The organism is Saccharothrix syringae (assembly GCF_009498035.1).
GTDB classification, from domain to species: Bacteria; Actinomycetota; Actinomycetes; order Mycobacteriales; family Pseudonocardiaceae; genus Actinosynnema; species Actinosynnema syringae.
The window spans coordinates 10,713,024-10,739,449 of the sequence record NZ_CP034550.1 but is presented as its reverse complement, the minus strand read 5'-3'; the positions used below and the strand labels follow the sequence as shown (position 1 = coordinate 10,739,449).

Below are 26,426 nucleotides of genomic sequence, written 5' to 3'. Positions count from 1 at the left end.
GTCAGTTGGGGGTGCCGATCTCCTCTTCGACCGGCTTGCGCATCTCCTGCCGGTAGCGGACCAGGCCGTACGCCGTGCCGCCGACGAAGAAGGCGATGCTCACCACGACCGCGACGGTCTCCAGCCACGGCACGGAGGCCAGCAGGCCGGCGCCGTAGTAGCCGGCGAGCACCAGGGTCGGCACCCACGCGACCGCGCCGATGGTCGTGGCCAGCATGAACCGCTTCGGGTCCATGCGCGCCGCGCCCGCGATCATCGGGGCCAGCGTGCGCACCCACGGGATCCACCGGGCCAGCACGATCGCCCAGAAGCCGCGCCGGTCCAGGAAGTCCCTGGCCCGGGCCAGGTTCTCCTTGTTCAGCACCTTGCCGCCGCGGCGGGCGAGCAGGCGCGTGCCGGTGTGCCTGCCGATGTAGTAGCCGATCTGGTTGCCGACGACGGCGACGACCAGGGCGACCAGCGACAGCAGCCAGGCGGACACCTCGCTGTCGTGCGAGGCGAGCACCACCCCGGCGGCGAACAGCAGCGAGTCGCCGGGCAGGAAGAGGCCGAAGACGAACGCGCACTCGAAGAAGATGAAGCTCAGCGTGATGAGCCACACGGCCGTGGGACCTGCGGACTCAAGTGAGCCGAACGCGACAGCTTCGGACGTTGCGGACAACACCACGAGTGCAGCCTACGTGGCTTCGGCGGGTCGACTGGACAACTCCGGCCCAACGCCTCGCCGAAAGGTTGGCGTCGGTTCGGGGTCGGTGGTGTGGTGGAGCACGGGGCGTGGTTGTCCGGCCACGTGCTGGAGTCGGCGCGGGGGTGCGGGCTAGCGTGGGCGGATGGGGTCGTTGCTGGCCGAGCTCCACGACGCCGTCGGCGCCGACGGCGTGCTGACCGATGCCGACGTCACCGCGGCCTACCGGCGGGACATGATGCCGCTCGCCCCGTACGGGCAGCCGCTGGCCGTGGTGCTGCCCGCCTCGGCGGAGCAGGTGCGGGCGGTGGTGCGGGCGTGCGCCCGGCACCGGACGCCCATCGTGCCGCGCGGCGCGGGCAGCGGGCTGTCGGGCGCGGCGAACGCCGTGGACGGGTGCGTCGTCCTGGCGACGGTGCGGATGAACGCGATCCTGGAGGTCGACCCGGACAACCGGCTGGCCGTGGTCGAACCCGGGGTGGTCAACCTCGACCTGCGCGGCGCGGTGGAGAAGCACGGGCTGTTCTACCCGCCCGACCCGTCCAGCTACGACTGGTGCACGATCGGCGGGAACCTCTCCACCAACGCGGGCGGGCTGTGCTGCGTGAAGTACGGCGTCACCACGGACTCGGTGCTCGGGCTGGACGTGGTGCTCGCCGACGGGGAGCTGCTGCGGACCGGTCGCCGGACGGTCAAGGGGGTGGCCGGGTACGACCTGACGCGGCTGTTCGTGGGCAGCGAGGGCACGCTCGGGGTGATCACCCGGGCGACCCTGGCGCTGCGCCCGCTGCCGCAGGCCCCCGCCACGCTGGTGGCCGCGTTCGACGGCACGGCGGCCGCGGGGGCGGCGGTCAGCCGGGTGGTGGCGGAGGGGGTGGTGCCCTCGCTGATGGAGATCATGGACCGCACTTCCATCCGGGCGGTCGAGCGGTTCCTCAAGACCGATCTGGGTGCCGACGGGGCGTTGCTGCTGTGCCAGTCGGATGCCGGGGGTGAGGCCGCCCGGCGGGAGCTGGCCGCCATCGGGCAGGCGTGCGAGTCGGCCGGGGCGGTGCTGGTCTACGCGACCGACGACCTGGGGGAGGGGCGCGATCTGCTGGCGGCCCGGCGGGCCGTGCTGCCGGCGCTGGAGGTGTACGGGGCTTGGTTGACCGATGACGTGTGCGTGCCCCGGACCCGGATCGCGGACCTGATCGCCGGGTGCGAGCGGATCGGGGACGAGGTCGGGTTGCGGGTCGCGGTGGTGGGGCACGCCGGGGACGGCAACATGCACCCGACGATCGTTTACGACCCCTCGTCGGAGGACGAGTTCGTGCGGGCCCGGCGGGCGTTCGACGAGATCCTGGGGTTGGGGCTCGCGCTGGGCGGCACGGTGACCGGGGAGCACGGCGTGGGGAAGGTCAAGCGGGAGTGGCTGGCCCGCGAGATCGGGCCGGTGGGGTTGCGGGTGCACCGGGAGATCAAGCGGGCGCTGGACCCGGGGAACCTGTTCAACCCCGGGTCGATGTTCGAGCTGTGAGCCGCCGGTCGGTCAGTCGACGCGCTTGATCTGCTGGGTGGCGTCCAGGTCCACGCGGTCGATGACCTCGGTGATGTCGGAGACCTCCTGGGCCAGCAGCGACTTCTTCTCGCGCTTGGCCTTGACGACCTCGATGACGATCGGGATGACGGAGATCAGCACGATCAGGATGAGCATCATCTCGATGTTGTCCCGCACGAACGGGATCTGACCGAGGAAGTAGCCGAGGACCGTGATGCCGGCGGCCCAGGCGATGCCGCCGATGAAGGAGTAGGTGAAGTACTTGCGCCGGTCCATGCGGCCCACGCCGGCCATGGCGGTGATGAAGGTGCGCACGATGGGCACGAAGCGGGCCAGGACGATCGCGCGGGCGCCGTACTTGTCGAAGAACTCCTCCGTCTTGTCGACGTACTCCTTCTTGAAGATCTTCGAGTCGGGCTTGCTGAACAGGGCCGGGCCGGCGCGGTAGCCGATCCAGTAGCCCACCACGTTGCCGAGCATCGCGCACACCGTGAGCAGCAGGCAGACCAGCCACAGCGGGTAGTCCAGCAGGCCGGTCGCGACGAACATGCCCGCGGTGAAGAGGAGGGAGTCGCCGGGGAGGAAGAAGCCCACCAGCAGGCCGCACTCGGCGAAGATGATGAAGCACAGGCCGACCAGCATGTACGGCCCCAGCCCCGCGAGGAGGACCTGCGGGTCGAGCCAGTCCGGACCGAGGGCAACCGTGGAGGTGAGCGCGACCGTCACGGCCACCACGGTACAGGCTCACCGAAGTGTGATGACGGCCACGACGGTGCCGGCTGCCAGGCCCAGGAGGGCGGCCAGGAGCAGCACCCACCCCGCCGGGAGGGGGGTGGCGGGGCGGTCGGGGGGAGTCACCGGCGGGTGCGCCCCGGAGCTGGTGGCCTGGGCGCGGAGGGCGTCGGCCACCAGCTTCTCGTGGTCCTCGGGCACGTGGTCAGTGTTCCACCGCGGGGGTGCGGTGGGGGGCGGTCCTTCGCTCAGTCCTTCACCCACGCCCCCCGGCTCATGACGTCGCGGGGCTTGAAGTCGCCGTCGAGGACGACGATGTCGGCGCTCAGGCCCGGCGCCAGGCGACCGACGTCCAGGCCCAGCAGCCGGGCCGGGCGGGTGGCGGTGGCGTGCACGGCCTCCTCGACGGTCAGGCCGCAGGAGGTGACGGCGTTGCGGAAGGCCGCGTCCATGGTGAGGGTGCTGCCGGCCAGGGACGCGCCGCCGGCGAGGGTGGGCACGCCGTCCACCACGCGGACCTCCAGGCCGCCCACGTCGTAGATGCCGTCGCCGACGCCCGCGGCGGCGATGGCGTCGGTGACCAGCACGGTGCGGCCCGTGCCGGCGTGCCGCGCGGCCAGGCGGACGGCGGTGGGGTGCAGGTGGACCAGGTCGCAGATCAGCTCGACGGTGACGCGCTCGTCGTCCAGCAGGGCGCCGATCGGGCCCGGCTCGCGGTGGTGCAGCGGGCGCATGCCGTTGAACAGGTGCGTGGCGACGGTCGCGCCCGCCTCCACGGCCGGGCGGATCTGGGCCTCGGTGGCGTCCGTGTGGCCGATGGCCGCCAGGACGCCGTTGTCGACCAGGTGGCGGACGGCGTCCACGCCGTGGTCCAGCTCCGGCGCGATGGTGATCATCTTGACCGCGCCGTCGCCGGCGGTGAGGAGCCGGTCGAGGGAGGCGCGGTCCGGCGGGCAGAGGATGGCGGGGTCGTGCGCGCCGCAGCGGGCGGCCGAGAGGAAGGGGCCCTCCAGGTGGATGCCCGCCAGCACGCCGTCGGAGACGAGGTCGGTCAGCGCCCTGACCTGGTCGGACAGCTCCGGGATCGGGCGGGAGACCAGGCTGGCGACCAGCGTGGTCGTGCCGTGCCTGCGGTGCGCGTTGGCCGCCTTGATCACCCGGGCGGGGTCGGCGCTGGTGAACGCCTCGCCGCCGCCGCCGTGGCAGTGGACGTCCACGAAGCCCGGGACCAGCCAGCCGCCGTTCACGTCGGTCGTCGGGCCGTCCGGTGGCGCCCCGTCGCCGACGGCCGCGATCAGGCCGTCGCGCACCGCGATCCAGCCCCGGTCGAGCACCCCCTCGGGCGTGACGACCCGACCGCCGGTCAGGGTCACGTCCACGGGTCCACCCCACGTGCTCATGTTTCCTCCACCATGTCGATGGCCAGCAGCGCGGCACCGAGGCACCCGGCCTCGTCGCCCAACGCCGCCAGCCGCAGTTCCGGACGCCGCTGGAACGTGACCAGCTCGTCCAGTCGCCGGCCCAGCGGGTCGGTCAGCAGTGGGCCCGCCAGGGCCAGGCCGCCGCCCAGCACCACCGCCTCCGGGCCCAGGAGGGATGCCACCAGCAGGATGCCCCGTGCGAGGGCGTCGACCGCCTCCTGCCACACGATCGACGCATCGGGGTCGCCCGCGCGGAGCCTCTGGGCCACTTCGGCGGCGCCTTTGACCTCGGTGTTCGTGCGCTGGGCGTAGCGGCGGGCGATGGCGGCGCTGCCGGCCCGCGCTTCCACGCAGCCCGTTTGGCCGCAGCCGCAGGGGTCGGGGTGGCCCACGTCGACGTGGCCGATCTCGCCGGGGGCGTCGGTGACCCTGTTGTCGATCACCAGGGCGGCGGCTATGCCGGTGCCGATGGGCATGATCACGGCGTTGCGGAGGTCCTGGGCGTTGCCCAGGCGCAGTTCGGCCAGGCCGCCCGCTCTCACGTCGTGGCCGAAGGCGGTCCTGGTGCGGGTGGCTGCTTCGAGGCGCTCGGTGAAGGGGTAGTCGCGCCAGTCCAGGTTCGCGGAGTAGAGGCCGGTGCCGGTTCGTTCGTCGACCATGCCGGGGACCACCAGGCCGATCGCGTCCACGGGGGCGGGGGATTCGGCGCGCAGGTCGTCGACCAGGGCGGTGACGTCCTCGACCACGGCGTCGCCCGTGGGGCGGGTGGGGCGGCGTCGTTGGGCTCGTCGGTCCAGGTGGGAGGGGGTGCCTGTGATCAGGGCAGCCTTGGTCTCGGTACCGCCTACGTCTACCGCGATCACGTGTCTGGTGCGCGCCACGAGGACCGATACTGCGGCATGTGACCGCCATTGGTCTATACCAAGTGTCGGATTGGGGTCGATCGGGTGTGTTGGCGAGACGGTTCGGGGTGGGGTTGACCTGCCGGCCGGTGGTTCACGGGCGGCGCTCGCCGCCGGGCAGGCCGCCGGGAGAGGGGACGGGCGGGCGAGGGGGCGGGTTGCGCGCGGTTGCGCGGCGGCCGTGGGTGGGTGGCGGCCGTGGGTGGGTGGCGGCCGTGGGTGGGTGGCGGCTGCGGGGTGTGGTCTAGCGGGAGGCCATGATCTTTTGCAGGGCGTCCAGGGCTCGGCTGGCCGTGCTCTTCACGGTGCCCTTGGAGATGCCGGTGGCCTCGGCGATCTCGGCTTCCGAGAGGTCGCCGTAGTAGCGGAGGACCAGGACCTCGCGTTGGCGCGGGGGGAGCTGGGAGAGGGCGGCCACCACGGCCTGGTGCTCCGCGGTGAGCATGGCCAGGCTCTCGGCCGACCTGGCGTTGGCCACGTGGGGCGGGGTGTAGTCGCGGGCGGTCTTGCGGCGGCGCAGGACGCTGCGGGAGCCGTTGACCACGGCGGTGCGCAGGTAGCCGACGGCGGCTTGGGCGTCCCGCAGGTTGGACCAGTGGCGGTGCAGGCCGGTGAACGCCTCCTGGACCACGTCCTCGGCGGTCGCCGGTTCGTCCACCAGGAGCAGGGCCAGGCGGACCAGGCGCATGCGGTGCTGGCGGTAGAGGTCTTCCAGGGTCAGCGGGCCGCTCGGGGCCGGGGGCTTGCTGTCCTGGATGCGCAGGTTCGTCAGCGTGTCCTGCACGCGTGCGATGCCGCTGTTCTGGTCCGGACCCACCACGGAGGAGACGTTACCCCGTCGGGGGGTAACTTCGGCGCGGCGTCGTGGATGTGGTCGGAGATGTGGAGGTGGGTCGTGGCCCGGTTCGCGGTGGAGCTGGTGTTCTCGGAGGACCAGGAGGGGCGGTTGGCGGCTCGGCCGGCGCACCGGGAGTACCTGGCCGGGTTGGTCGAGCGGGGGGTGTTGCTGCTGTCCGGGCCGTGGGAGGACCAGACGGGGGCGTTGCTGGTCTACGAGGTGGCGGACGAGGACGAGTTGCGCTCGGTGCTCGCCGCCGACCCGTACACGCCCGCCGGGGTGGTGGTGGAGACGCGCGTGCACGAGTGGCAGACGGTGCTGGGGGCCTGGTTGCCGTCCTAGTCCTTGCGGGCGGCGGTGCCGCCCGGGCCCACCAGGCCGGAGAGGTCGTTGGCGGCCATTTCCCGGTCGGCGGTGGGGACCAGTGTGGCGGCCTGTCGTTCGACGATGCGGGGGGTCAGGGCGCGGACCAGTTTGAGCGCGCCCACCCAGCCGGGGACGTGGACGGCCCTGGCTCGCCTGGTGATGCCCTTGACCACGGCCTTTCCCACGGCCGCCACCGGGTACTTCTTGGCGGCCAGGCCGGGCATGCCGGTGCGCAGGGGGCCGAAGACGGGGTGTTCGTCGGCGCTGTTCACCATGTCGGTGGCGATCCAGGAGAAGTAGGCGGTGCCCACGTCCACGCCCAGGTGGCGGACCTCGGCGCGGAGGCTGTCGGCGAACGCCTCGCAGCCCGCCTTGGCGGCCGAGTAGGCGGCGTTGCCCGGGATGTGCACGATGGCCGCCAGGGACGAGACGACCAGGCAGTAGCCGCGGCTGGCGATCAGGTGCGGCAGGCACGCGCGCACCGTGCGCCAGACGCCCAGCAGGTTGACTTCGATGACCCGTTCGAATGCTTTTGTGTCCATCGAGCGGATGAAGCCCGTGGCGGCGACGCCGGCGTTGGCGACCACCACGTCGATGCCGCCGTAGTGGTCGACGACGTTCGCGACGGCGGTTTCGAGGGCCTGCCAGTCGGTGACGTCGGCCTCCCACGCCCTTCCCCCGCAGGCTTCGGCGACCTGGTGGAGCTGGTCGGCTTCGAGGCCGACGAGGGCCACCCTGGCGCCCTCCCGGGCCAGGCGGGTGGCTACTTCGGCGCCGATGCCCCTGGCCGCGCCGGTGATCAGGACAACCTTGCCCGCGACGTCCACGGTGACCTCCTCAGGAGCTGGGGAGGTCACCGTAACGCAACTTACCGGTAGTAAGCTACTGGTCGGTTAAATTGAGCCGAGGGTGTCGAGGTCGGCCCGCGGGAGGGTCAGGGTCAGCGCGGGGAGCAGGGCCTGGAGCTGTTCCGCGGTGCGGGCGCTGGCGATGGGGGAGGCCACGGTCGGCTGTGCCGCGAGCCAGGCCAGGGCCACGGCCGCCTGGGTGGTGCCGTGGGCCTCGGCGATCCGGTCCAGGGCCTTGAGGAGGCGCAGGCCGCGTTCGTCGAGGTAGCGGGAGGCGGCCGCGGCGCGGACGCTGTCCACGGTGACGCCCTCGCGGTACTTGCCGGTCAGGAAGCCCTTGGCCAGGCCCCAGTAGGGGGCCGTGGAGAGGTTGTGGGCCTCGACGGTCTCGCGCAGGTCGCCCTCGTAGGAGCGGTCGACGAGGTTGTAGGGCTGCTGGAGGGCGACGAACCCGGCCAGGTTCTCGCGCTCGGAGGTCTCCAGTGCCGTCGCCAGGCGTTCGGGGGTGTAGTTCGAGGCGGCGATGTGGCGGACCTTGCCCTTGCGGACCAGGGCGTCGAACGCGGCCAGGGTCTCGGCCTGGTCGGTGCCCGGGTCGTCCTTGTGCGCGTAGTACAGGTCGATGTGGTCGACGCCCAGGCGGCGCAGGGAGTCCTCGGCGGCGCGCTCGATGGTGTCCGCCCTGAGGTCGTCCAGGCCGGTCAGCGAGCCGACCTTGGTGGCGATGACCACGCTGTCGCGGTTGCGGCGGGTCTTGAGCCACCTGCCGATGATCGTCTCGGACTCGCCGCCGGTGTGGCCCTCGGCCCACATCGAGTAGGCGTCGGCCGTGTCGACGAAGTTGCCGCCCGCCTCGGTGAAGCCGTCCAGGATCGCGTACGAGGTCTCCTCGTCCGCGGTCCAGCCGAACACGTTGCCGCCCAGGCAGAGGCGGGAGACGTCGAGGTCGCTGGTGCCCAGTTTCGTCATGCGGCGAAACGTAGCTTCGGGGTGCCGCCCGCGCCGATCGGAGCAGTCAGGACTAAAACGTGGGTGTGGGGGGTTGTCCTGATCACGTTCGGTTCGTGGGGAGACGAAATGGCTGTGGAACTGGGTCGGTACGGCGTATGGGCCCTGGCTGCGGGCTGGGACGGCCGCGGCGAGGACGCCGCCGAGCTGGAGGAGCTGGGTTACGGGGCGCTGTGGCTGGGCGCGTCGCCGGACGGGTCCGTGATCGGCACCGTGGGCGCGCTGCTGGAGGCGACGCAGAAGATCACCGTGGCGACCGGCATCCTGAACGTGTGGACCACGCCCGCGGGCGAGGTGAACGACGGCTACCGGGCGCTGGCCTGGACCGACCGGTTCCTGGTCGGCATCGGGGCCAGCCACCGGTCGGTGGTCGGCGAGGTCTACCACAGCCCCTACCAGAAGCTGGTGCACTACCTGGACGAGCTGGACGTGCCCCGGGACCGGCTGGCGCTGGCCGCGCTGGGGCCGCGGGTGCTGCGGCTGGCCGCGGCGCGCACCAGCGTCGCCCACCCCTACCTGGTGACGCCCGACTACACCGCGAAGGCGCGCGAGCTGGTGGGCGCCGGGGTGGTGCTGGCGCCCGAGCAGCACGTGGTGCTGGAGGAGGACCCGGCGCGGGCCCGCGAGCTGGGCCGGCAGGCGCTGGAGTTCTACCTGGGCCTGCCGAACTACACCCGCAACTGGCTGCGGCACGGGTTCACCGAGGACGACCTCGCCGGCGGCGGCAGCGACCGGCTGGTCGACGCGCTGGTGGCGTGGGGTTCGCTCGACCGGGTCGCGAAGCGGTTGCGCGAGCACCACGAGGCCGGTGCCGACCACGTGGCGGTGCAGGTGGCCGGCACCGGGGACACCCAGGCCGCGTACCGCGAGCTGGCGTCCGCCCTGGCCTAGTCGGAGACCTCGACGCCGCGCCAGAAGGCGACGTGGCCCCTGATGTTGGCCGCCGCCTCCTTCGGTTCCGCGTAGTACCACGCGGCGTCGGGGTTCTCCTGCCCGTTGACGCTCAGGGTGTAGTAGTTCGCCGTGCCCTTCCACGGGCAGACCGACGTCGTCTCCGACGGCCTGAGGAACTGCTCGTGTACGGACTCGACGGGGAAGTAGTGGTTCCCCTCCACGATTTCGGTCTTCTCGCTCTCGGCGATGACCTCGCCGTTCCACCGTGCGATCGCCATGGCACCCACTATGCCGGTGATCAACTTATCGCGCAGGGCCGTGCCCGTAGGATGCTGCCGACACCGCGTTCCGGGCACCCGAGGAGGACCACCGATGCCCATCGCAACCCCCGAGGTCTACGCCGAGATGCTTGACCGCGCCAAGGCGAACGAGTTCGCCTACCCCGCGATCAACGTCACCTCGTCCGAGACCCTCAACGCGGCGCTGCGCGGCTTCGCGGAGGCAGAGAGCGACGGGATCATCCAGGTCTCGACCGGTGGTGCGGAGTTCGCCTCCGGCACCAAGGTCAAGGACATGGTGACCGGCGCGGTCGCGCTCGCCGAGTTCGCGCACGTGGTCGCCGAGAAGTACCCGGTGAACATCGCGCTGCACACCGACCACTGCCCCAAGGACAAGCTGGACGGCTACGTCCGCCCGCTGGTCGCGATCAGCCAGGAGCGGGTGGACCGTGGCCTGAACCCGCTGTTCCAGTCGCACATGTGGGACGGCTCGGCCGTGCCGCTGGACGAGAACCTGAAGATCGCCGCGGACCTGCTCGACCTCACCGCCAAGGCGAAGATCATCCTGGAGATCGAGGTCGGCGTCGTGGGCGGCGAGGAGGACGGCGTCGCGCACGAGATCAACGAGAAGCTCTACACCTCGCCCGAGGACTACCTGAAGACGGTGGAGGCGCTGGGCGCCGGCGAGAAGGGCCGCTACCTGGTGGCGGCGACCTTCGGCAACGTGCACGGCGTCTACAAGCCGGGCAACGTGAAGCTGCGCCCGGAGATCCTGAAGCAGGGCCAGGACGTGGTGGCCGAGAAGCTGGGCCTGCCGGCCGGCTCCAAGCCGTTCGACCTGGTCTTCCACGGCGGCTCCGGCTCGCTGCTGGAGGAGATCCACGAGGCCGTGTCCTACGGCGTGATCAAGATGAACATCGACACGGACACGCAGTACGCGTTCACCCGCCCGATCGTGGGCCACATGTTCGCGAACTACGACGGCGTGCTGAAGGTCGACGGCGAGGTGGGCAACAAGAAGGCGTACGACCCGCGGTCCTACCTCAAGGCCGCCGAGCAGGGCATGGCCGCCCGCATCGCCCAGGCGTGCGAGCACCTGAAGTCGTCCGGCCGCATGATCGCCGGCTGACCTCTTCTCGCTGGTGACGGCCCCCTCCGGGAGTTCCCGGAGGGGGCCTTCGCCTACCTGCCGTACATCCGGCACACGGCCGCCTCCACCAGCTCCCGCTCGGCGGCGGCCGCCTCCGGCGCGCGCAGGCCGAAGGTCGTGGTGAGCAGGACGGTGACCGCGCGCCGGCCCGCGCGGTCGGCGTAGTTGTGGCTGCGGTAGCCGGGGAACCCGCCCGAGTGGCCCCACACCGCGCCGCACGGCGTGCGCACCTCCATCACGCCCAGGCCGTAGCCGTCGCCGGTGCCCTGGGGCACGGTGTCGAGCAGCTCGGCGAGCTGCGCGGCGGGCAGCAGGCGGCCGGAGAGCAGGGCGGTGAGGAACCGCTGCCAGTCGCGCGCGGTGGAGACCAGCCCGCCCGCCGCCCACGCGGGGCCGAGGTCGATGCCGGTGGTGTCCACGTGGTCGTGCCGCTCGGGACCGGCGAAGCCGTCGCCGACCGGGGTGCCCGGCGGCAGCAGCGGGGCCAGGTGCCCGGCGTCCGGCTCGTAGCCGTGGGCGCCCCGGAAGGCCGCTTCGGTGGACAGGTGGGTGTCCCGCAGGCCGAGCGGGCCGGTGATCCGCTGCCGGACCAGGTCGGCGTAGGGGCGGCCGGCGGCGCGCTCGACGACCATGCCGGCCAGGGTGTAGTTGGTGTTGCTGTAGTCCCAGCGCTCGCCCGGCGCGAACAGCGGCGGGTGGGACACGGCCACCGCGACCAGCTCGGCGGGCGGCCACGGCCGCGGCGCCCGGCCGGTCAGCAGGCCGAGCAGGCGCGGGTCGTCCAGGTAGTCGAACAGGCCGCTGGTCTGGTTGAGCAGCATCCGCACGGTGATCGCGCCGCCGTCCGGGACGGTGCCCGGCAGCCAGCGCTCCACCGGGTCGTCCAGGTCGAGCGCGCCCTCGGCGTCGAGCTGGAGGGCGACGGTCGCGGTGACCGTCTTGGTGTTGGAGGCCATCTTGAACCGGTCGCCCGCGCGCAGGCGGTGGTCGGCGAGGGTCCAGCGGGCCTGGTGGGCGGTCTCGACGACCCGCCCGCCGTCGTCCACGCGGACCGCGACGCCCGGCACGCCCGCGGCGTCGACGGCCCGGTGGACCGCGTCGTGGAGGCGGGACGGGGCGGCCCGGGCGGCGGGCGCGGTGACGAGCGCGGCGGCCACGGCGGCGGCGGTGAGGGCCGCGGTGGCGGTGCGTCGTGTGGTGCTGGACAAGGAGAACCCCCTGAGGATCGACTGGGTCGATCCTCAGGGGGCCGCGGGGTCGGTCGGAATCAGGCGGTCACCAGTGGTCGCCCTGGTGCCACCCCCACCTTCAGGCGGTCGGCGACCAGCCACAGGGCGGTGAGCACGAGGAACGTCGCGGCGGCCGACGGGTAGCCGATCGGCGGGGCGGCGTCGAACGCCTGCTGCGCCCACACGCCGCCGTAGCCGAGGCCGGTGACGGCGGCGGCGCCCACGACAGCGGCCACCGGGGCGGGCACCCGCCCGAGGTGCGCCGCGTCCACGGCCAGGCCGACGAGCAGCAGGAACAGCGGCACGGCCGACAGCGGGAAGTCGGCGCCCGCCAGCAGCGGCCACACCAGGCAGCGGTAGGCCACGTAGCCGCCGGCCACGGCGGTGGCGGCCCAGCGCGTGCCGATCGAGCGGCGCGCGACCACGAGCACCAGCCCGGCCGCCACCAGGCCCCAGACCGGGTACACCCAGTCGGGGATGGGCAGCGAGAAGCCCACCACCGCCTCGCGGTCGACCGGCCGGCCGATCTGGTCGGCGGCGAACTTCAGCAGGATCGGCTCGGCGTACGGGTCGCCCCGGTCCCACGAGGCGATCTCCAGCACCCCGTACTCCTGGTGCTGGTTGGGGAACCAGGTGTTCTCCAGGAAGAAGAACCACAGGGCGGCCAGGCCCGGCACGTGCCACCGGCCGGCCGGGTAATGCTGCCGCCAGCCCCTGATCGCGCCCGCCAGCATGATCGCCGTGCCCAGGTAGAGCAGGGCGTGCGACCCGCTCCACGAGGTGATGTCCAGGCCGTTGATCCGGTGGTTGATCAGGTCGATGGGCAGGGCCACCAGGAACACGCCGGTGCCCCACTGCATCAGGCGCAGGGCGCGCCGGTCCGCGCCGTAGCCGGTGTAGGTGTGGAAGAGCGTGAGCCCGACCACGATCACCGTGCCGATCGTGTTGATCATGTGCGGCGGCGCCAGCTCGTCGCGCAGCCACTTGAAGTGCCAGGCCACGTCCCACGACGAGCCGAGCAGCTTGAGCAGCAGGCCGACCAGCCACAGCCGGTACAGGCCCGCGGCGAGGTCCGCCGGCGTCGCCCGACCCGGTTCGCCCCGCTCCCAGTAGAGGTCGCGGAAGCGCGCGACCCGGTTGCCAACCCCCGTTTTCACCCGCCCATGATGCGGCCCGGCCCCCGGCGCCGGAAGGGTGGTGGCCCCCGGTCTTCTCCCCGGGCACCCCTTAGGGGACGGGTCGTGACCAGGCGGTTCCGCGCGGTGCTCGCCCCAACGGGTGACGCGCGTTGCTCCGGGCGGCCCACACCGGGCAGGGTGCCGTCCGAGAGTCCGCCGAGAATCCCCCTAGGGAGTACCGAAATGGGCAAGAAGGTCGTGGCCGGCGTCATCGTCTCCGCGCTGCTGCTGACGTTGGTCGCTGCGGCCTCGCGGCTCTTCCTATCCTGAAGCCCATGGAGAACCTGCTCGGTGGTCCCGAACCCACGTTGCTGCCCGACCGGCCCGAGGCGCAGGCCGCGGCCGACGCGGGCACCGACCCGGCCAAGATCGTGCGCGCCTACCCCGACTTCAGCGAGGCGTGGGCGCTGCTCGCCGAGCGCGCGTTGCAGACCGGCGACCCGGTCGCGGCCTACGCCTACGCCCGCACGGGCTACCACCGCGGGCTGGACCAGCTCCGCCGGGCGGGCTGGCGCGGGCACGGCCCGGTGCCGTGGTCGCACCGCCCCAACCACGGCTTCCTGCGCGCGCTGGCCGCGCTGGCCCGGGCCGCCGACGAGATCGGCGAGACCGACGAGCACGAGCGCTGCCGCAAGTTCCTCGCCGACAGCGACCCCGCGGCGCCCGCCGCCCTCGGCCTGGGCTGACCGCGTGGTCGAGGTGCGCACCGAGGTCGCGCGCCGGCTGCGGCGGTGGCGGAGCACGGCCCTGCCGATCGCGCAGGCCGCGCTCGCCGCCGGGTTGTCGTGGCTGGTCGCGACCGACGTGGTCGGGCACGCGCACCCGTTCTTCGCGCCGATCGCCGCCGTCGTCTGCCTCGGCGTGTCGCTGGGGCAGCGGCTGCGGCGGGTGGTGGAGCTGGTCGTCGGCGTCTCGCTCGGGGTCGGCGTCGGCGACGTGCTGATCTCGCTCATCGGCTCCGGGCCGTGGCAGATCGCGCTGGTGGTGGCGCTGGCCATGTCGTCGGCGGTGCTGCTCGACGGCGGCGCGGTGATCGCGCTGCAGGCCGGGTCGTCGGCGGTGCTGGTGGCCACCCTGCTGCCGCCCAGCGCGGGCGGCGGCCTGGACCGGATGGTCGACGCGCTGGTCGGCGGCCTGGTCGGGCTCGCGGTGGCCGCGCTGCTGCCCGCGAACCCGCTGACCGTGGCGCACCGCGAGGCGAAGGTGGTGTTCGGCGAGCTGGCCACCGCGCTGCGCGGGGTGGCCGCGGCGGTGGCCGGGCGGGACGCGGTGCGGGCGGCCGCGGTGCTGGCGCGGCTGCGCGACAGCCAGGCCGCGGTGGACGAGTTCCGGTCCGCGCTCAGGACCGGCGGCGAGATCGCGACCATCGCGCCGATCCGGTGGCGCAGCCGGCACGACCTGGGCCGCTACGAGACGGCCGCCGCGCCGCTGGACTACGCGCTGCGCAACGCGCGCGTGCTGGCGCGGCGGGCGCTGGCGGCCCTGCGGGACGGCGAGGACGTGCCCGAGGTGCTGCCCGACGTGCTGCGGCGGTACGCGGAGGCGGTGGACCTGCTGCGCACCGAGCTGGCGCGCGGCGAGGAGCCGACGCGGGCGCGGGCCGCGGTGTGCGAGGCGGCCCGGTGCACGACGGAGGGCCGCCTCGGCGGCGGCGGCCTGTCCACCAAGGTGGTGCTGGCGCAGGTGCGGTCGGTGGCGGTCGACCTGCTCCAGGCCACCGGGCTGTCGCGCGCGGAGGCGGCGGAGTCGCTGCCGCCCGTGGACCGCGGCGGCGGCCGCTGACGCCTCAGCCCTCCGGGCGGTTCAGCACGCCGAGCAGCACCCGGTGCACGGCGTCGTGGTCGCGCGGGTCGGCCAGCCGGCACGTCGCGCCGGTGACGGCGTACCACTCCTCCGCGCCCTCGTAGCGCACCAGGGCGCGGAGGCGGCCCTTGTCGTCCAGCGTGGTGCGCAGCTCCAGGTCGCCGGTCACCACGCCGACCTCGTCGGTCATCACGCCGCCGGGTCCGGCCACGAAGGGGGAGGAGCGGTCAGCCATCGGTCATCAGCACCTTCCGAGCATGCCCTGCAGAGCGGACTTCTCCGCGGGGTCCACCGTCAAACCCCAGCGGTACTTGGTGTGCGTCCACATCTTGGCGTAGGTGCACCAGTAGGAGGTCAGCGGCGGCTTCCACAGGGCCGGGTCCTGGTCGCCCTTGGCCTGGTTGACGTTGTCGGTGACCGCGATGAGCTGCGGGCCGGCCAGGTCGTTGGCGAACTGCTCGCGCCGCGCCGTGGTCCAGGACGACGCGCCGGACCGCCACGCCTCGGCCAGCGGCACCACGTGGTCGATGTCCACGTCGGACGCGGCGCCCCAGGTCGCGCCGTCGTACGGGCTGTACCAGCGGCCGGAGGTGGCCGCGCAGGACGAGTCGGTGACCACGTTGGTGCCGTCGCGCTTGAGCACCTGCTCCCGGGTGTTGCAGGTGCCCGAGACGGTGCTCCAGTGCGGGAACTTGTCCCGCGAGTACCCGGTGGACGACCCCTCGCCGGCCACCGCCAGGGCGTTGAGCTCCGCCTGGGCGGTGCTCGTGCCCGGGATGCCGGGCGGGGTCGCCAGGGCGGGGGTGGCGAGGGCCAGGGTCAGCGCACCAGCCAGGAGCAGGGATGAGATCGACAGTCGAGCGGTGTTGTTAACCGTTGACATAATTCCGACCTTCCTAGTTGGAAGCTGTCGGAACCGACCCTGCTGGAATTCTCCTTCCCCCACAACGCTTCCGGGTGACACTCCGGTGGCGGAACGGGAAATTCCCGCGTCACCGCACCCCGCGGACCAGCCTCAGGTCCTCCGTGTGGCGGTACCAGGTCCACTTGCCCATCGGGCGCGGGTGCGGCACCCCGTCCGAGGTGACCTCCACCGGCAGGCAGCCGAGCTGGAAGGCGCGTGCCGCCGTGGTCTTGACGCTGCGCGTGAACAGCCGCTTCTGGATGACGTGCACCAGCAGGCCCGGGCCGCGCTCGGGGTCGGGGGTGACCTCGATCCGGCTCGCCTGGCCGCGCAGCACCACGGTGTCGTCGCCGTAGCCGACGCCGCGCACCGGGCCCAGCGAACCGCGGCCGACCAGCACGCCGCCCACGTCGTTACGTACCAGCGACACCCGGTCGGGGTCACCGGACAGGGCGAGGTCGAGGGCGCGCCCCGGGTCGGTCGGCAGGCCCCACAGCTCCGCCACCGCCGAGTCGCGGTCCACCGGCACGTACCCCACCGGCACGTCGGCCAGCCGCTCGGCGCGCATCAGCCGCAGCGCCACGGCGTTGAGGTCGGCGTCCGTGCCGTGCACCACCAGTCGCCGGTCGCCCAGGTCGGCCACGACCGGGTCCACCTCGTCCTTCCCCGGCCGGGCCGCCACCCGGCGCACCTCGAACCGGTCACCGTCCGTGATCAGTGGCGACTGCGTGTTTCCGCAGGCCAACACGATTCCGCGCACCTTCATCTCCTGGGCTACGCTCGACCACCGGCATTCGCTCTTGCCAACACCGTCCGTCCGACCGCTTGGAGTTTCACATGCCGGCCGTAGTGCTGATCGGCGCCCAGTGGGGCGATGAGGGCAAGGGCAAGGCGACCGACCTGCTCGGTGATCGCGTCCAGTGGGTGGTCCGCTACCAGGGCGGCAACAACGCCGGGCACACCGTGGTCCTGCCCGACGGGCAGAAGTTCGCCCTGCACCTCATCCCCTCCGGCATCCTCACGCCCGGCGTGACGAGCGTCATCGGCAACGGCGTCGTGGTCGACCCCGGCGTGCTGCTGGAGGAGCTGGCCGGCCTCGACGAGCAGGGCGTGGACACCAGCCGGCTGATCATCTCCGCCGACGCGCACCTGATCATGCCCTACCACGTGGCCATCGATAAGGTCACCGAGCGCTACCTGGGCAAGGCCAAGATCGGCACCACCGGCCGCGGCATCGGCCCCTGCTACCAGGACAAGATCGCCCGCGTCGGCGTGCGCGCCCAGGACCTGCTCGACGAGAAGATCCTGCGGCAGAAGGTCGAGGCCGCGCTGGACTTCAAGAACCAGGTGCTGGTCAAGGTCTACAACCGCAAGGCGCTCGACCCCGAGCAGGTCGTGGACAGCGTGCTGGAGCACGGTTCCCGGTTCACCGACCGGATCGCCGACACCCGGCTGCTGCTCAACCAGGCGCTGGAGCGCGGCGAGACCGTGCTGCTGGAGGGCTCGCAGGGCACGCTGCTCGACGTGGACCACGGCACCTACCCGTTCGTGACCTCGTCGAACCCGACCTCGGGCGGCGCCTCGGCGGGCTCGGGCATCGGGCCGACCCGGATCACCACCGTGATCGGCATCCTCAAGGCGTACACCACGCGCGTGGGCTCCGGCCCGTTCCCGACCGAGCTGAACGACGACATGGGCGAGCACCTGCGCAAGACCGGCGGCGAGTTCGGCGTGACCACGGGCCGCTCCCGGCGCACCGGCTGGTTCGACGCGGTGATCGCCCGCTACGCGGCGCGGGTCAACGGCATCACCGACTACTTCCTCACCAAGCTCGACGTGCTGTCCGGCCTGGAGAAGGTGCCGGTGTGCGTGGGCTACACCATCGACGGCACGCGGGTCGACGAGATGCCGATGACGCAGACCGACGTGCACCACGCCGTGCCGGTGTACGAGGAGCTGCCGGGCTGGTTCGAGGACATCAGCCACTGCCGCACGTTCGAGGAGCTGCCCGCCAACGCGCGCGCGTACGTCGAGCACCTGGAGCAGATCTCCGGTGCCCGGATGTCCGCGATCGGCGTCGGGCCGGGCCGCGACCAGACCATCGTCCGGCACGACATGCTCGGCGGCTGACCGCTCTGAAATCCGGCTAAAGTGCCTCCGGTCCCGAGTCAATCGGGGTCGGAGGCACTTTCACAATTCGGGACGCGTTGACTTGTCCCTGGGACCGAACAAAACTCGACTTCGCTGGTCAGCGCCGCAGTCCGAGTTCGAAGGTTCCGTCGGGGAGAAATCCGTGTCGATTTCCACCGCGGGTGTTGTCGCGCGCCCGGATTCATTGTCACCGGGGCGTGCGCCCACCGCGAAAAAACGAAAAGCGCCGGACCTGCGCCGGTGGCTGAGCCCGCTGGCCCTGCTGCTGCTGTGGCAGGTGGCGGGCAGCACCGGCGTGCTGCCCGAGGACAAGCTCGCCCCGCCGCTGACCGTGTTCGAGTCCGGTTGGGAGCTGGTGCTCGACGGGCAGCTGGTGGACGCGTTCCTGGTCTCGCTGGGCCGGGTCGCGCTCGGCTTCCTCGTCGGCGGGGTCGTCGGCGCCGCGCTCGGCCTGGCGGCCGGCCTGTCCCGGTGGGGCGAGCGGGTCGTGGACCCGCCGGTGCAGATGCTGCGCACGCTGCCGCACCTGGGCCTGGTCCCGCTGTTCATCCTGTGGTTCGGCATCGGCGAGGAGCCCAAGCTCGCGCTGGTCGCGGCCGGCGTGGCGTTCCCGCTGTACCTGAACCTGCACGCGGGCATCCGGCAGGCCGACCCGGCGCTGCTGGAGGCCGCCCGGGTGCTCGGCTACACCCGGTTCGAGCGGATCACGCACGTGGTGCTGCCCTCGGCCGTGCCGCAGACCCTGGTCGGCCTGCGCATCGCGCTGGGCGCGGCGTGGCTGTCGCTGATCGTCGGCGAGCAGGTCAACGCCGACGCGGGCATCGGCTACCTGATCAACAACGCCCGGGAGTTCCTGCGCACCGACGTCGTGGTGGTGGGGCTGCTGGTCTACGCGCTGCTCGGGCTGACCACGGACGCGCTGGTGCGCGCGCTGGAGAAGAGGGTGCTGCGGTGGCGGGTGCGGTGAGCGTCCGGGGCCTGGTCAAGGACTTCGGGCCCCGGCGGGTGCTGGACGGGCTGGACCTGGAGGTGGCGCCCGGCGAGTTCGTGGCGCTGCTGGGGCGCAGCGGGTGCGGCAAGTCGACCCTGCTGCGGGTCCTGGCGGGCCTGGACGCCGAGGTCGGCGGGGCGTTCTCGGTGCCGGACAAGGTGTCCGTGGCGTTCCAGCAGCCGCGGCTGCTGCCGTGGCGGAGGGTGTGGCGCAACGTCTCGCTCGGCCTGCGGGACGTCGACGGGCGGGCCGTGGCGGAGAAGGCGCTGGCCGAGGTGCGGCTGGCCGACCACGCCGACGCGTGGCCGCTGACCCTGTCCGGCGGCGAGGCGCAGCGCGTGTCCCTGGCGCGGGCGCTGGTGCGCGAACCGGACCTGCTGCTGCTCGACGAGCCGTTCGGGGCGCTGGACGCGCTGACCCGCTCGGCCATGCACCGCCTGGTGGAGCAGCTGTGGCGGGAGCACCGGCCCGCCGTGCTGTTCGTGACCCACGACGTGGACGAGGCCCTGCTGCTGGCGGACCGCGTCCTCGTGCTCGACGGCGGCCGGATCGTGGCCGAACACCGCGTCGACCTGCCGCGGCCGCGGCACCGCGCGTCCTTCGCGGACCTGCGCGGACGTGTTCTTTCAGACCTGGGAGTGGACGATGTCGAAGCTGCTTAGCGCCCTGGCCGCCGCGGTCCTGGTGCTGACCGGGTGCGGCTCCTCCGACACGTCGTCGGGCGGCGAGGTCGTGCTCAGGGTCGGCGACCAGAAGGGCAACGCCAAGTCGCTGCTCACCGCCGCCGGCCTGCTCGACGACTTCCCGTACCGGATCGAGTGGTCGACCTTCACGTCCGGCCCGCCGCTGCTGGAGGCCGCGTCCGCGGGCGCGATCGACGTCGGCGGGGTCGGCAACACGCCGCCGATCTTCGCCGCCGCCGCCAACGCCAAGATCGCCGCGGTGTACGTGGCGAAGGGCAACGTCGAGAGTGACGCCCTGCTGGTGCCCGCCGACTCGCCGCTGAAGACGGTCGCCGACCTGAAGGGCAGGTCCATCGCGGTCGCCAAGGGCAGCTCCGCGCACGGCCAGGTCCTGCTCACCCTGGGCCAGGAGGGCCTGACCAGCAAGGACGTGACGCTGAACTTCCTCCAGCCGGCCGACGCGTACTCGGCGTTCACCCAGAAGCGCGTCGACGCCTGGGCGGTCTGGGACCCCTACACCTCGCAGGCGGAGCTGGAGGCCGGTGCGCGCGTGCTCACCGACGGGCGCGGCAAGTCCAACGGCTACACCTTCCAGGTCGCCGGCCGCGCCGCCCTGGGCGACCCGGGCAAGGAGGCCGCGATCCGGGAGTTCGTCAAGCGGTACGCGCAGGCCCAGCGGTGGGCCGACACCCACCGCGAGGAGTGGGCGCGGGCGTGGGCGGACGAGACCGGCCTGAAGGTCGAGGTGGCGCGCAAGTCCGTCGAGCGCGGCGGCGACCTGCCCGTGCCGCTCGACGACGCGGTGGTCGCCTCCGAGCAGGAGCTGGCCGACGCGTTCACCGACGACGGCACCCTGCCCGGCCGCGTCGAGTTCCAGCAGTTCGTGGACACCCGTTTCCAGGGAGATCTGTCGTGAGCGTCGTCCTGCACTGGTTCCTGCCCACCTCCGGCGACGGTCGCACGATCGTCGAGCGCTTCCACGCCAACCGCTCGCTCGGCGCGGCCGCGCAGCGCGACCCGGACGTCGACTACCTGGCCGAGGTCGCCCAGGCGGCCGAGCGCAACGGCTTCACCGGCGTGCTCACCCCCACCGGCACGTGGTGCGAGGACGCCTGGCTGACCACCGCCGCCCTGATCGCCCGGACGCGGACGCTGAAGTTCCTGGTCGCCTTCCGCCCCGGAGTGATCTCGCCGACCCTGGCCGCCCAGATGGCGGCCACCTACCAGCGGATCTCGCGCGGCAGGCTGCTGCTCAACGTGGTCACCGGCGGCGACGAGGTCGAGCAGCGCCGCTTCGGCGACTGGCTCGACCACGACCAGCGCTACGCGCGCACCGACGAGTTCCTGCACGTCGTGCGCGCCGTGTGGTCGGGTCACCCGGTCGACTTCGCGGGTTCCCACTACCGGGTGGAAGGCGCCACCCTGCTGGCCGCCCCGGACCCCGTGCCCCCGATCTACTTCGGCGGCTCGTCGGACGCGGCCCTGCCCGTCGCGGCCCGCCGCGCGGACGTCTACCTGACGTGGGGCGAACCCCCGGCGCAGGTGGCGGAGAAGATCGCCCGCGTCCGCGACCTGGCCGGCGACCGCCCGATCCGCTTCGGCATCCGGCTGCACACCATCAGCCGCGACACCTCCGCCGAGGCGTGGCGGGAGGCGGAGAAGCTGCTGGAGGCCCTGGACCCGGCGCAGGTGGCGCGGGCGCAGGAGCAGCTGGGCGCGTCGCAGTCGGTGGGGCAGCAGCGCATGGTCGCCCTGCACGGCGGCGACCTGTCGAAGGGCGTGCGCGGGCTGGAGGTGCACCCCGGCCTGTGGGCGGGCGTGGGCCTGGTGCGCGGCGGTGCCGGCACGGCGCTGGTCGGCAGCCACGAGGAGGTGGCCGACCTGGTCGAGGAGTACCACTCGCTGGGCGTGGAGGAGTTCGTGCTGTCCGGCTACCCGCACCTGGAGGAGGCGTACTGGTTCGGCGAGGGCGTCCGGCCGATCCTGGCGGCGCGCGGGTTGCTGGGCCCGGCTCTCGGTGAGGCGGAGGTGCCGGTGGCGCGCGGGGCGGTGGCGGTCGAGGGGTCGTGAGATCGGGGGGCGCGGGGCCGACCCCGCGCCCCGCTCAGGAGTCGCCCTCGGCTTCCTCGGCCAGGCGGTTCAGGCAGGTCGAGGCGCGTTGGGCGATCAGCCGGCGCGACCGGCGGGCGTCCAGGGCGAGGCCGTCCAGCACCGCGAACTCGTCCCGGTAGGCGCGGACGGCGGCCTCGTCGTCGGTGAAGGCGGTCAGGGACTTCTGCCGCGCGGTGCGGGCGTCGACGGCGGCCCCCCGCGCCCGCGCGTACCCGGCGGTCTGGAGGAGCGGCGGGACGCGCATCGGCTCGGAGCACTCCAGTCGCACCGCCGGCCGTTCGTGCACGGCGATCCCGGCCGGCTCGTCGGGTGCGGCGTCGCCGTGCCGTCCCATTCGGTGGTGCCGCGGGTGCCGCGCTCCAGCTTGGTGACCTTGGGGACCGACCAGCCGAACCGGTCGGCGGGGCGCCGGGGTGAGCGCCGTGCGGACCTGTGGTGGCTGCGGGCCGTCCTGCTCGGCAGTGCTGGTGTTCATGGAGGCGAAGCGTTCCGCCCTGTCGGATGGCCACGCAGGAGCAGGTGCGCCGCTGTCACTGCGGCACGCGACCGGCCCGCGACAACCGGGGGCCCCTGTGCCACGCCTGCGCCAAGGCCGCGCGTGACCACCTGGCCGAACCGCCGCGCGTGCCGCCGGAGTTCTGGCGGACCCCCGAGATGCGGGAGGCGCTGGTCACCTGCGACATGGGCGCGGTGATCCGGGCCTTCCGGACGCAGACCGGGTTGAGCCGGATCGAGAATGGCGAGCAGATCGCCAACCTCAACCGGCGCACACGTTGGGCCCATGTGCTGGGCGTACCGGCGGACCTACTGTGGTTCCGGACGCCGAGTTCGGGTTCGACCATGACTTCGGGTCGGGGTGCCATGAGTCCGCTCAGCCGTCGTTCCCTGTTCAGCCGGGGGATCGCCCTCGCCGTCCCCGCCCTCGATCCGGAGGAGACCACGCACTTCGCCAAGGCGCTGGCCGATGCCCGTCGCTACCTCGACGGCAACGTCGTGGAGTACTTCAGTCGGCAGATCAGTGCGGTGATGGCACACGATCGTGTGGTCGGTGCCAAGAAGACGACGCCGGTCATGCTGGGCTTGGTCGGGGCTGCCGAACGCTGTGCCCGGGACGCCGAGCTCGAGTTTCGGGATGCGTTGCTGTCGATCGGCGCGCAAGGGGGCTGTACCGGGAACTGCATGAACCGGCTTTGGTGGCGTTCTGGCTGGACCGGGGCATGGAGTGGGCGCAGGAAGCCCTCGGCATGGCCATGTGCGGCGAGCCGCTGCGCGACATCGAGCGCCGGCTCGACCAGGCCCATCGGATCTTCGACGCGGCCGCCGGCGAGCAGCAGTACGGCCTCCTGGGCGCCGTCTGCAACGAGGACACGCGACGGCTGCACGACGCCAAGTGCTACGCCGAGACGGGCCGACCGGTCCGGGCCGCCGAGATCTACGACTGGCGCAGGGCGGGGAACCGGACGAGGCGGCAGCGCTGGGGCTCAGGTCGATCGGTACCGCCAAGGCCGTGCACTCGCGGCGCACCCTGAAGGTCCTCGAAAAGGGGGGCACACCCTCCGACCGTGGCGCGCCCGCCCCGCACCCCGCGAGTTGCGCGAAGCCCTCCGGAGCCGAAGCGAAGGGGCCCGACCGGGCCCCTTCGCGAGCGATCAGCCCTTGCGGGCCTCCACCGCCGTGTCCGGGTTGTCGGCGAACACGCCGTCCAGGCCGGTGGCGTAGAACCTCGCGTACTCCTCGAACGCCCGCCCGTACGCGGTCGGGTCGGTGGAGGTGCGGAAGTCGGCCGGCTGGAAGGTGTTCTCGTTGCGGAACGTCCACGAGTGCACCACCAGGCCACGCGTGTGGGCGTCGCGCACCAGCGTGGTCGGCTGCTGGAGGTAACCGGCCGCGTCCCTCGGGATGATCAGCGACTTCTCCGCGCCGACGCCCGCCGCGTAGGTGCGGACCTCCGCGAGGCCCGCCGGGGTGACCAGGTCGCGGTAGGTGCGCTTGTCACCGGCCTTGACGAAGTCGTACGGCGCGCCCGTCGCGCCGACCAGCTGCACCAGCGGCACGCGCACCCGGGACTTGAGCCACTTCAGGTTGGCCACCTCGAACGACTGCACGTACACCTTGGCGCCGTGGCGGTTGAGGCCCTTGCGGTCCAGCACGTCGACCAGCCGGGGCTCCAGGGGGAGGCCGATCTCCTGGAAGTACGTGGGGTGCTTGGTCTCCGGGTAGATCCCGATCTCGCGGCCCAGCTCGCGGGACAGCCGCCGGGACAGGTCGACGACCTCCTCCAGCGTCGGCACCTCGAACCGGCCGTTGTAGAGGGTGTTGCGGGCCCGGACGTCGGGGATGCGCTCGACCGCGCGCAGCGTCTTCAGCTCGGCCAGCGTGAAGTCCTCGGTGAACCAGCCGGTCAGCGACACCCCGTCGACGACCTTGGTGGTCCTGCGACCGGCGAACTCCGGCCGCGACGCCACGTCCGTGGTGGTGCCGATCTCGTTCTCGTGCCGGGCGACGAGCCTGCCGTCCTTGGTGGCGACCAGGTCGGGCTCGACGTAGTCCGCGCCCATCCGCGCGGCCAGCTCGTACGACGCCAGGGTGTGCTCCGGCCGGTAGCCGGACGCGCCGCGGTGGCCGATCACCAGCGGGCCCCTGCGGGCCTGCGCCGCGCGGTCGTCACCGCTCGCCACGCCCCACGGCACCGCCACCGCCAACCCGGCCACGGCCAGTGCCGCCAGCGCGGCCCCGACGATCTTCGTGCGCACCATCCGCCGACCTCCTCGAAGTCCTGACCCGCGGCAGCCTTGCCGCGCGTCGCGACGTCCGGACCACCGCCGGGCGAAGCCGAGGCCACGAACCGGTGAACGAACGTCACTCCCTGGTGATGGCAGCTTCCTCCAGGTCCAGCTCGCGCAGCACCCGCACCAGCACCTCGTCGTCGATGCGCCCCTCGTCCCGGGCCTCGACGAACACCTCCCGCTCGGCGTCGAGCATGGTGCGCCGCAACCGCCGGAACGCCGCGGCCGGGCTCTCGTCCTCCTGCCGCCCCAACCGCTCCCACGCCGCGTTGCCGCGGTGCTCGGCCAGCACGCGCAGCCGCTGCACGACGTGGTCGGGCGCCTCGTCGCCGGAGTCCACCACCTCGTCCAGCCGCTCCACCGCGGCCTGCGCGGCGGCGTGCTGCACCTGCGCCTCGGCCAGCGCGTCGGTGCGCTCCTCGTCGCCGCGGTGGTCCAACTTCCGGATGACCCACGGCAGTGTCATGCCCTGGAGCAGCAGGGTGCCCACGGTGACCACGAACGCGCAGAACAGGATCACGTCCCGGCCCGGCACGTCCAGCGGCAGCGCCGCCGCGGCGGCCAGCGACACCACGCCCCGCATCCCGGCCCACGAGATGACCGTGACGCCCCGCCAGCCCGGCGCCTTCTCCCGCTCGCGCACCCGCCGCGACAGCCACCGGGGCAGGTACGCCGCCGGGTACATCCACACGAAGCGCACCAGGATCGTCGCCAGCAGCACCGCGCCCGCCGCCCACAGCAGCCCCGCGGTGACCTCGACGTCGTCGACGACCGTCTTGAGCTGCAACCCGATCAGGGCGAACACGAACGACTCCAGCAGCACGTCCACCGACCGCCACACCGCGGTGTCCTGCAGGCGCGTGTAGTACGAGCTGCGCGGCGCGTAGTGCCCGATGTAGAGCCCGGCCACCACCACCGCCAGCACGCCGGAGGCGTGCAGCTCCTCGGCGAGCACGTACGCGCCGAACGGCACCAGCATCCCCAGCGAGCTCTCCAGCACGCCGTCGTCGAGCCGGTCCCGCAGCCACCGCACGGCCACGCCGATCACCAGGCCGACCACCACGCCGCCGCCCGCGCTGACCGCGAACGTGGTCGTGCCGTCCACCCAGGTCGCCGCGGCACCCGTCGCGGCCGTCACGGCCACCTTGTAGGCGGTCAGCGCGGTCGCGTCGTTGATCAGGCTCTCGCCGGTGAGCAGCGTCATCGTGCGGCGCGGCAGGTTGAGCCGCCGCCCGATCGCCACCGCCGCCACCGCGTCCGGCGGCGCCACCACCGCGCCCAGCACCAGCGCCGACCACAGCGACAGGTCGGGCAGCGCCAGGTGCGCCACCCAGCCGACCGCGACGGTGGTGGCCAGCACCAGCCCCACCGCCAGCAGCCCGATCGGCCGCAGGTTGGCCCGGATGTTGTGGTACGAGCTGTCCAGCGCCGCCGAGTACAGCAGCGGCGGCAGCACCAGGACCAGGACCAGCTCCGGTTCCAGGGCGAACTCGGGCAGGCCGGGGATGAACGACACCGCCAGGCCGACGCCCACCAGCACCAGCGGGGCCGACCAGCCGACCCGCCTGGCGCCGGCGGTCACCAGCAGCGAGCCCACGAGCAACAGCAGCAGTTCCGGTCCGTGCATGGCGCAATCTTGCTTGCTTCGCGTGATGATGGTCGACATGACCTGCCCCCACGTCGAAGAGCTGCCCGCGTCGGTGGAACCGGACAACCCCGACGGGTGCGCCGACTGCCTGGCCGCCGGCGAGCACAACTGGGCCCACCTGCGCATGTGCCTGTCCTGCGGGCACGTGGCGTGCTGCGACTCCAGCCCGCGCCGGCACGCCACCGCCCACGCCCACGCCGACGGGCACCCCGTCATGCGCTCGTTCGAGCCGGGCGAGGACTGGCGGTGGTGCTACGTCGACAACCGGATCGTCTGAGC

The 26,426-nt window shown here is 72.8% G+C and carries 30 protein-coding genes; 13 read left to right on the top strand and 17 right to left on the bottom strand.

Translation table 11 applies throughout. The features are described from left to right. Position 1: 1 nt before the first annotated feature. Positions 2-667: a DedA family protein gene (locus tag EKG83_RS45820; protein ID WP_033428315.1), complete on the bottom strand. Its 666-nt coding sequence runs from the start codon at positions 665-667 to the stop codon at positions 2-4. Positions 668-830: 163 nt separating this feature from the next. Here EKG83_RS45820 and EKG83_RS45815 point away from each other — a divergent pair, with 163 nt between their 5' ends. Continuing rightward, positions 831-2,204, top strand: coding sequence for an FAD-binding oxidoreductase (locus tag EKG83_RS45815; protein WP_033428316.1), 1,374 nt, complete (start codon positions 831-833; stop codon positions 2,202-2,204). Between the two features lie 12 nt (positions 2,205-2,216). Here the strand turns inward: EKG83_RS45815 and EKG83_RS45810 are convergent, their stop codons facing one another. From EKG83_RS45810 to EKG83_RS45790, 5 genes are all read right to left on the bottom strand, one after another. After that, positions 2,217-2,960, bottom strand: coding sequence for a DedA family protein (locus tag EKG83_RS45810; protein WP_033428317.1), 744 nt, complete (start codon positions 2,958-2,960; stop codon positions 2,217-2,219). Between the two features lie 9 nt (positions 2,961-2,969). Continuing rightward, positions 2,970-3,158, bottom strand: a complete 189-nt coding sequence (locus tag EKG83_RS45805; RefSeq protein WP_033428318.1) for a hypothetical protein — start codon at positions 3,156-3,158, stop codon at positions 2,970-2,972. Positions 3,159-3,205: 47 nt separating this feature from the next. Next, on the bottom strand, positions 3,206-4,357 hold the full coding sequence (nagA, locus tag EKG83_RS45800) for an N-acetylglucosamine-6-phosphate deacetylase (protein ID WP_033428319.1): 1,152 nt from the start codon (positions 4,355-4,357) through the stop codon (positions 3,206-3,208). Further along, complete coding sequence (locus tag EKG83_RS45795; RefSeq protein ID WP_084716022.1) at positions 4,354-5,241, bottom strand: ROK family protein; 888 nt, start codon at positions 5,239-5,241, stop codon at positions 4,354-4,356. Before EKG83_RS45795 ends, nagA begins: the two co-directional genes overlap by 4 nt. Before the next feature lie 283 nt (positions 5,242-5,524). Next, positions 5,525-6,100, bottom strand: a complete 576-nt coding sequence (locus EKG83_RS45790) for a SigE family RNA polymerase sigma factor (protein ID WP_051764596.1) — start codon at positions 6,098-6,100, stop codon at positions 5,525-5,527. A 75-nt stretch (positions 6,101-6,175) separates the two neighbouring features. Between EKG83_RS45790 and EKG83_RS45785 the strand changes: the two genes are divergently transcribed. Further along, the gene (locus EKG83_RS45785; protein WP_033428718.1) at positions 6,176-6,460 is read left to right on the top strand and encodes a YciI family protein; all 285 of its coding nucleotides are present in this window, start codon (positions 6,176-6,178) and stop codon (positions 6,458-6,460) included. On the opposite strand, the gene EKG83_RS45780 is transcribed toward EKG83_RS45785, so the two are convergent. Both EKG83_RS45780 and EKG83_RS45775 read right to left on the bottom strand, forming a co-directional pair. Next, positions 6,457-7,341 (bottom strand): short-chain dehydrogenase/reductase, encoded by an 885-nt coding sequence (locus tag EKG83_RS45780; RefSeq protein WP_033428321.1) that lies wholly within the window; start codon positions 7,339-7,341, stop codon positions 6,457-6,459. The two genes, EKG83_RS45785 and EKG83_RS45780, sit on opposite strands and share 4 nt — an antisense overlap. A 36-nt stretch (positions 7,342-7,377) precedes the next feature. Further along, the gene (locus tag EKG83_RS45775) at positions 7,378-8,301 is read right to left on the bottom strand and encodes an aldo/keto reductase (RefSeq protein ID WP_033428322.1); all 924 of its coding nucleotides are present in this window, start codon (positions 8,299-8,301) and stop codon (positions 7,378-7,380) included. A 108-nt stretch (positions 8,302-8,409) separates the two neighbouring features. Between EKG83_RS45775 and EKG83_RS45770 the strand changes: the two genes are divergently transcribed. Then, positions 8,410-9,231 carry an LLM class F420-dependent oxidoreductase gene (locus tag EKG83_RS45770; protein WP_033428323.1) on the top strand — a complete coding sequence of 274 codons (822 nt, stop codon included), beginning with the start codon at positions 8,410-8,412 and terminating at the stop codon, positions 9,229-9,231. Here the strand turns inward: EKG83_RS45770 and EKG83_RS45765 are convergent. Then, complete coding sequence (locus EKG83_RS45765; RefSeq protein ID WP_033428324.1) at positions 9,228-9,512, bottom strand: DUF427 domain-containing protein; 285 nt, start codon at positions 9,510-9,512, stop codon at positions 9,228-9,230. The two genes, EKG83_RS45770 and EKG83_RS45765, sit on opposite strands and share 4 nt — an antisense overlap. 94 nt (positions 9,513-9,606) lie before the next feature. Between EKG83_RS45765 and fbaA the strand changes: the two genes are divergently transcribed. Further along, a complete protein-coding gene (fbaA, locus tag EKG83_RS45760) occupies positions 9,607-10,641 on the top strand; it encodes a class II fructose-bisphosphate aldolase (RefSeq protein WP_033428325.1) in 1,035 nt (344 codons plus the stop codon). Positions 10,642-10,694: 53 nt separating this feature from the next. Here fbaA and EKG83_RS45755 read toward each other — a convergent pair whose 3' ends face one another. Next, positions 10,695-11,870: a serine hydrolase domain-containing protein gene (locus EKG83_RS45755; RefSeq protein WP_153278828.1), complete on the bottom strand. Its 1,176-nt coding sequence runs from the start codon at positions 11,868-11,870 to the stop codon at positions 10,695-10,697. 59 nt (positions 11,871-11,929) lie between these two features. Then, entirely contained in the window at positions 11,930-13,048 is a 1,119-nt protein-coding gene (locus tag EKG83_RS45750) for a hypothetical protein (RefSeq protein WP_051764598.1), read from the bottom strand. Between the two features lie 296 nt (positions 13,049-13,344). Here EKG83_RS45750 and EKG83_RS45745 point away from each other — a divergent pair, with 296 nt between their 5' ends. Continuing rightward, on the top strand, positions 13,345-13,755 hold the full coding sequence (locus tag EKG83_RS45745) for a DUF3151 domain-containing protein (protein ID WP_033428327.1): 411 nt from the start codon (positions 13,345-13,347) through the stop codon (positions 13,753-13,755). A gap of 4 nt (positions 13,756-13,759) precedes the next feature. Further along, positions 13,760-14,851, top strand: coding sequence for an FUSC family protein (locus tag EKG83_RS45740; protein WP_153278827.1), 1,092 nt, complete (start codon positions 13,760-13,762; stop codon positions 14,849-14,851). Between the two features lie 4 nt (positions 14,852-14,855). Here EKG83_RS45740 and EKG83_RS45735 read toward each other — a convergent pair whose 3' ends face one another. The 3 genes from EKG83_RS45735 to EKG83_RS45725 all read right to left on the bottom strand — a co-directional run bounded on the left by EKG83_RS45735 (position 14,856) and on the right by EKG83_RS45725 (position 16,542). Next, entirely contained in the window at positions 14,856-15,107 is a 252-nt protein-coding gene (locus EKG83_RS45735) for a hypothetical protein (RefSeq protein ID WP_033428328.1), read from the bottom strand. 6 nt (positions 15,108-15,113) lie between these two features. Further along, the gene (locus EKG83_RS45730; protein ID WP_033428329.1) at positions 15,114-15,755 is read right to left on the bottom strand and encodes an HNH endonuclease family protein; all 642 of its coding nucleotides are present in this window, start codon (positions 15,753-15,755) and stop codon (positions 15,114-15,116) included. 109 nt (positions 15,756-15,864) lie between these two features. Then, the gene (locus EKG83_RS45725) at positions 15,865-16,542 is read right to left on the bottom strand and encodes a hypothetical protein (RefSeq protein WP_407690752.1); all 678 of its coding nucleotides are present in this window, start codon (positions 16,540-16,542) and stop codon (positions 15,865-15,867) included. A 71-nt stretch (positions 16,543-16,613) separates the two neighbouring features. On the opposite strand from EKG83_RS45725, the gene EKG83_RS45720 reads away from it, so the two are divergent. The 5 genes from EKG83_RS45720 to EKG83_RS45700 all read left to right on the top strand — a co-directional run bounded on the left by EKG83_RS45720 (position 16,614) and on the right by EKG83_RS45700 (position 21,671). After that, positions 16,614-17,906 carry an adenylosuccinate synthase gene (locus EKG83_RS45720; RefSeq protein WP_033428330.1) on the top strand — a complete coding sequence of 431 codons (1,293 nt, stop codon included), beginning with the start codon at positions 16,614-16,616 and terminating at the stop codon, positions 17,904-17,906. Between the two features lie 163 nt (positions 17,907-18,069). After that, complete coding sequence (locus EKG83_RS45715; protein WP_033428331.1) at positions 18,070-18,894, top strand: ABC transporter permease; 825 nt, start codon at positions 18,070-18,072, stop codon at positions 18,892-18,894. Beyond that, positions 18,879-19,580 carry an ABC transporter ATP-binding protein gene (locus tag EKG83_RS45710; RefSeq protein ID WP_033428332.1) on the top strand — a complete coding sequence of 234 codons (702 nt, stop codon included), beginning with the start codon at positions 18,879-18,881 and terminating at the stop codon, positions 19,578-19,580. The genes EKG83_RS45715 and EKG83_RS45710 overlap by 16 nt, the downstream gene beginning before the upstream one ends. Continuing rightward, positions 19,564-20,517 (top strand): ABC transporter substrate-binding protein, encoded by a 954-nt coding sequence (locus EKG83_RS45705; RefSeq protein ID WP_033428333.1) that lies wholly within the window; start codon positions 19,564-19,566, stop codon positions 20,515-20,517. The genes EKG83_RS45710 and EKG83_RS45705 overlap by 17 nt, the downstream gene beginning before the upstream one ends. Further along, positions 20,514-21,671 (top strand): LLM class flavin-dependent oxidoreductase, encoded by a 1,158-nt coding sequence (locus EKG83_RS45700; protein WP_033428334.1) that lies wholly within the window; start codon positions 20,514-20,516, stop codon positions 21,669-21,671. The genes EKG83_RS45705 and EKG83_RS45700 overlap by 4 nt, the downstream gene beginning before the upstream one ends. 34 nt (positions 21,672-21,705) lie before the next feature. Here the strand turns inward: EKG83_RS45700 and EKG83_RS45695 are convergent, their stop codons facing one another. Then, positions 21,706-22,047: a hypothetical protein gene (locus tag EKG83_RS45695; protein WP_033428335.1), complete on the bottom strand. Its 342-nt coding sequence runs from the start codon at positions 22,045-22,047 to the stop codon at positions 21,706-21,708. Positions 22,048-22,906: 859 nt separating this feature from the next. Between EKG83_RS45695 and EKG83_RS47330 the strand changes: the two genes are divergently transcribed. Then, the gene (locus EKG83_RS47330; protein ID WP_194282979.1) at positions 22,907-23,242 is read left to right on the top strand and encodes a hypothetical protein; all 336 of its coding nucleotides are present in this window, start codon (positions 22,907-22,909) and stop codon (positions 23,240-23,242) included. A 120-nt stretch (positions 23,243-23,362) separates the two neighbouring features. Here the strand turns inward: EKG83_RS47330 and EKG83_RS45685 are convergent, their stop codons facing one another. Further along, positions 23,363-24,469, bottom strand: coding sequence for a glycerophosphodiester phosphodiesterase (locus EKG83_RS45685; protein ID WP_033428338.1), 1,107 nt, complete (start codon positions 24,467-24,469; stop codon positions 23,363-23,365). Positions 24,470-24,572: 103 nt separating this feature from the next. Further along, positions 24,573-26,126 (bottom strand): Na+/H+ antiporter, encoded by a 1,554-nt coding sequence (locus tag EKG83_RS45680; protein ID WP_033428339.1) that lies wholly within the window; start codon positions 26,124-26,126, stop codon positions 24,573-24,575. Positions 26,127-26,163: 37 nt separating this feature from the next. On the opposite strand from EKG83_RS45680, the gene EKG83_RS45675 reads away from it, so the two are divergent. Next, positions 26,164-26,424 carry a UBP-type zinc finger domain-containing protein gene (locus tag EKG83_RS45675; RefSeq protein WP_033428340.1) on the top strand — a complete coding sequence of 87 codons (261 nt, stop codon included), beginning with the start codon at positions 26,164-26,166 and terminating at the stop codon, positions 26,422-26,424. The last annotated feature ends 2 nt before the right edge of the window (positions 26,425-26,426 follow it).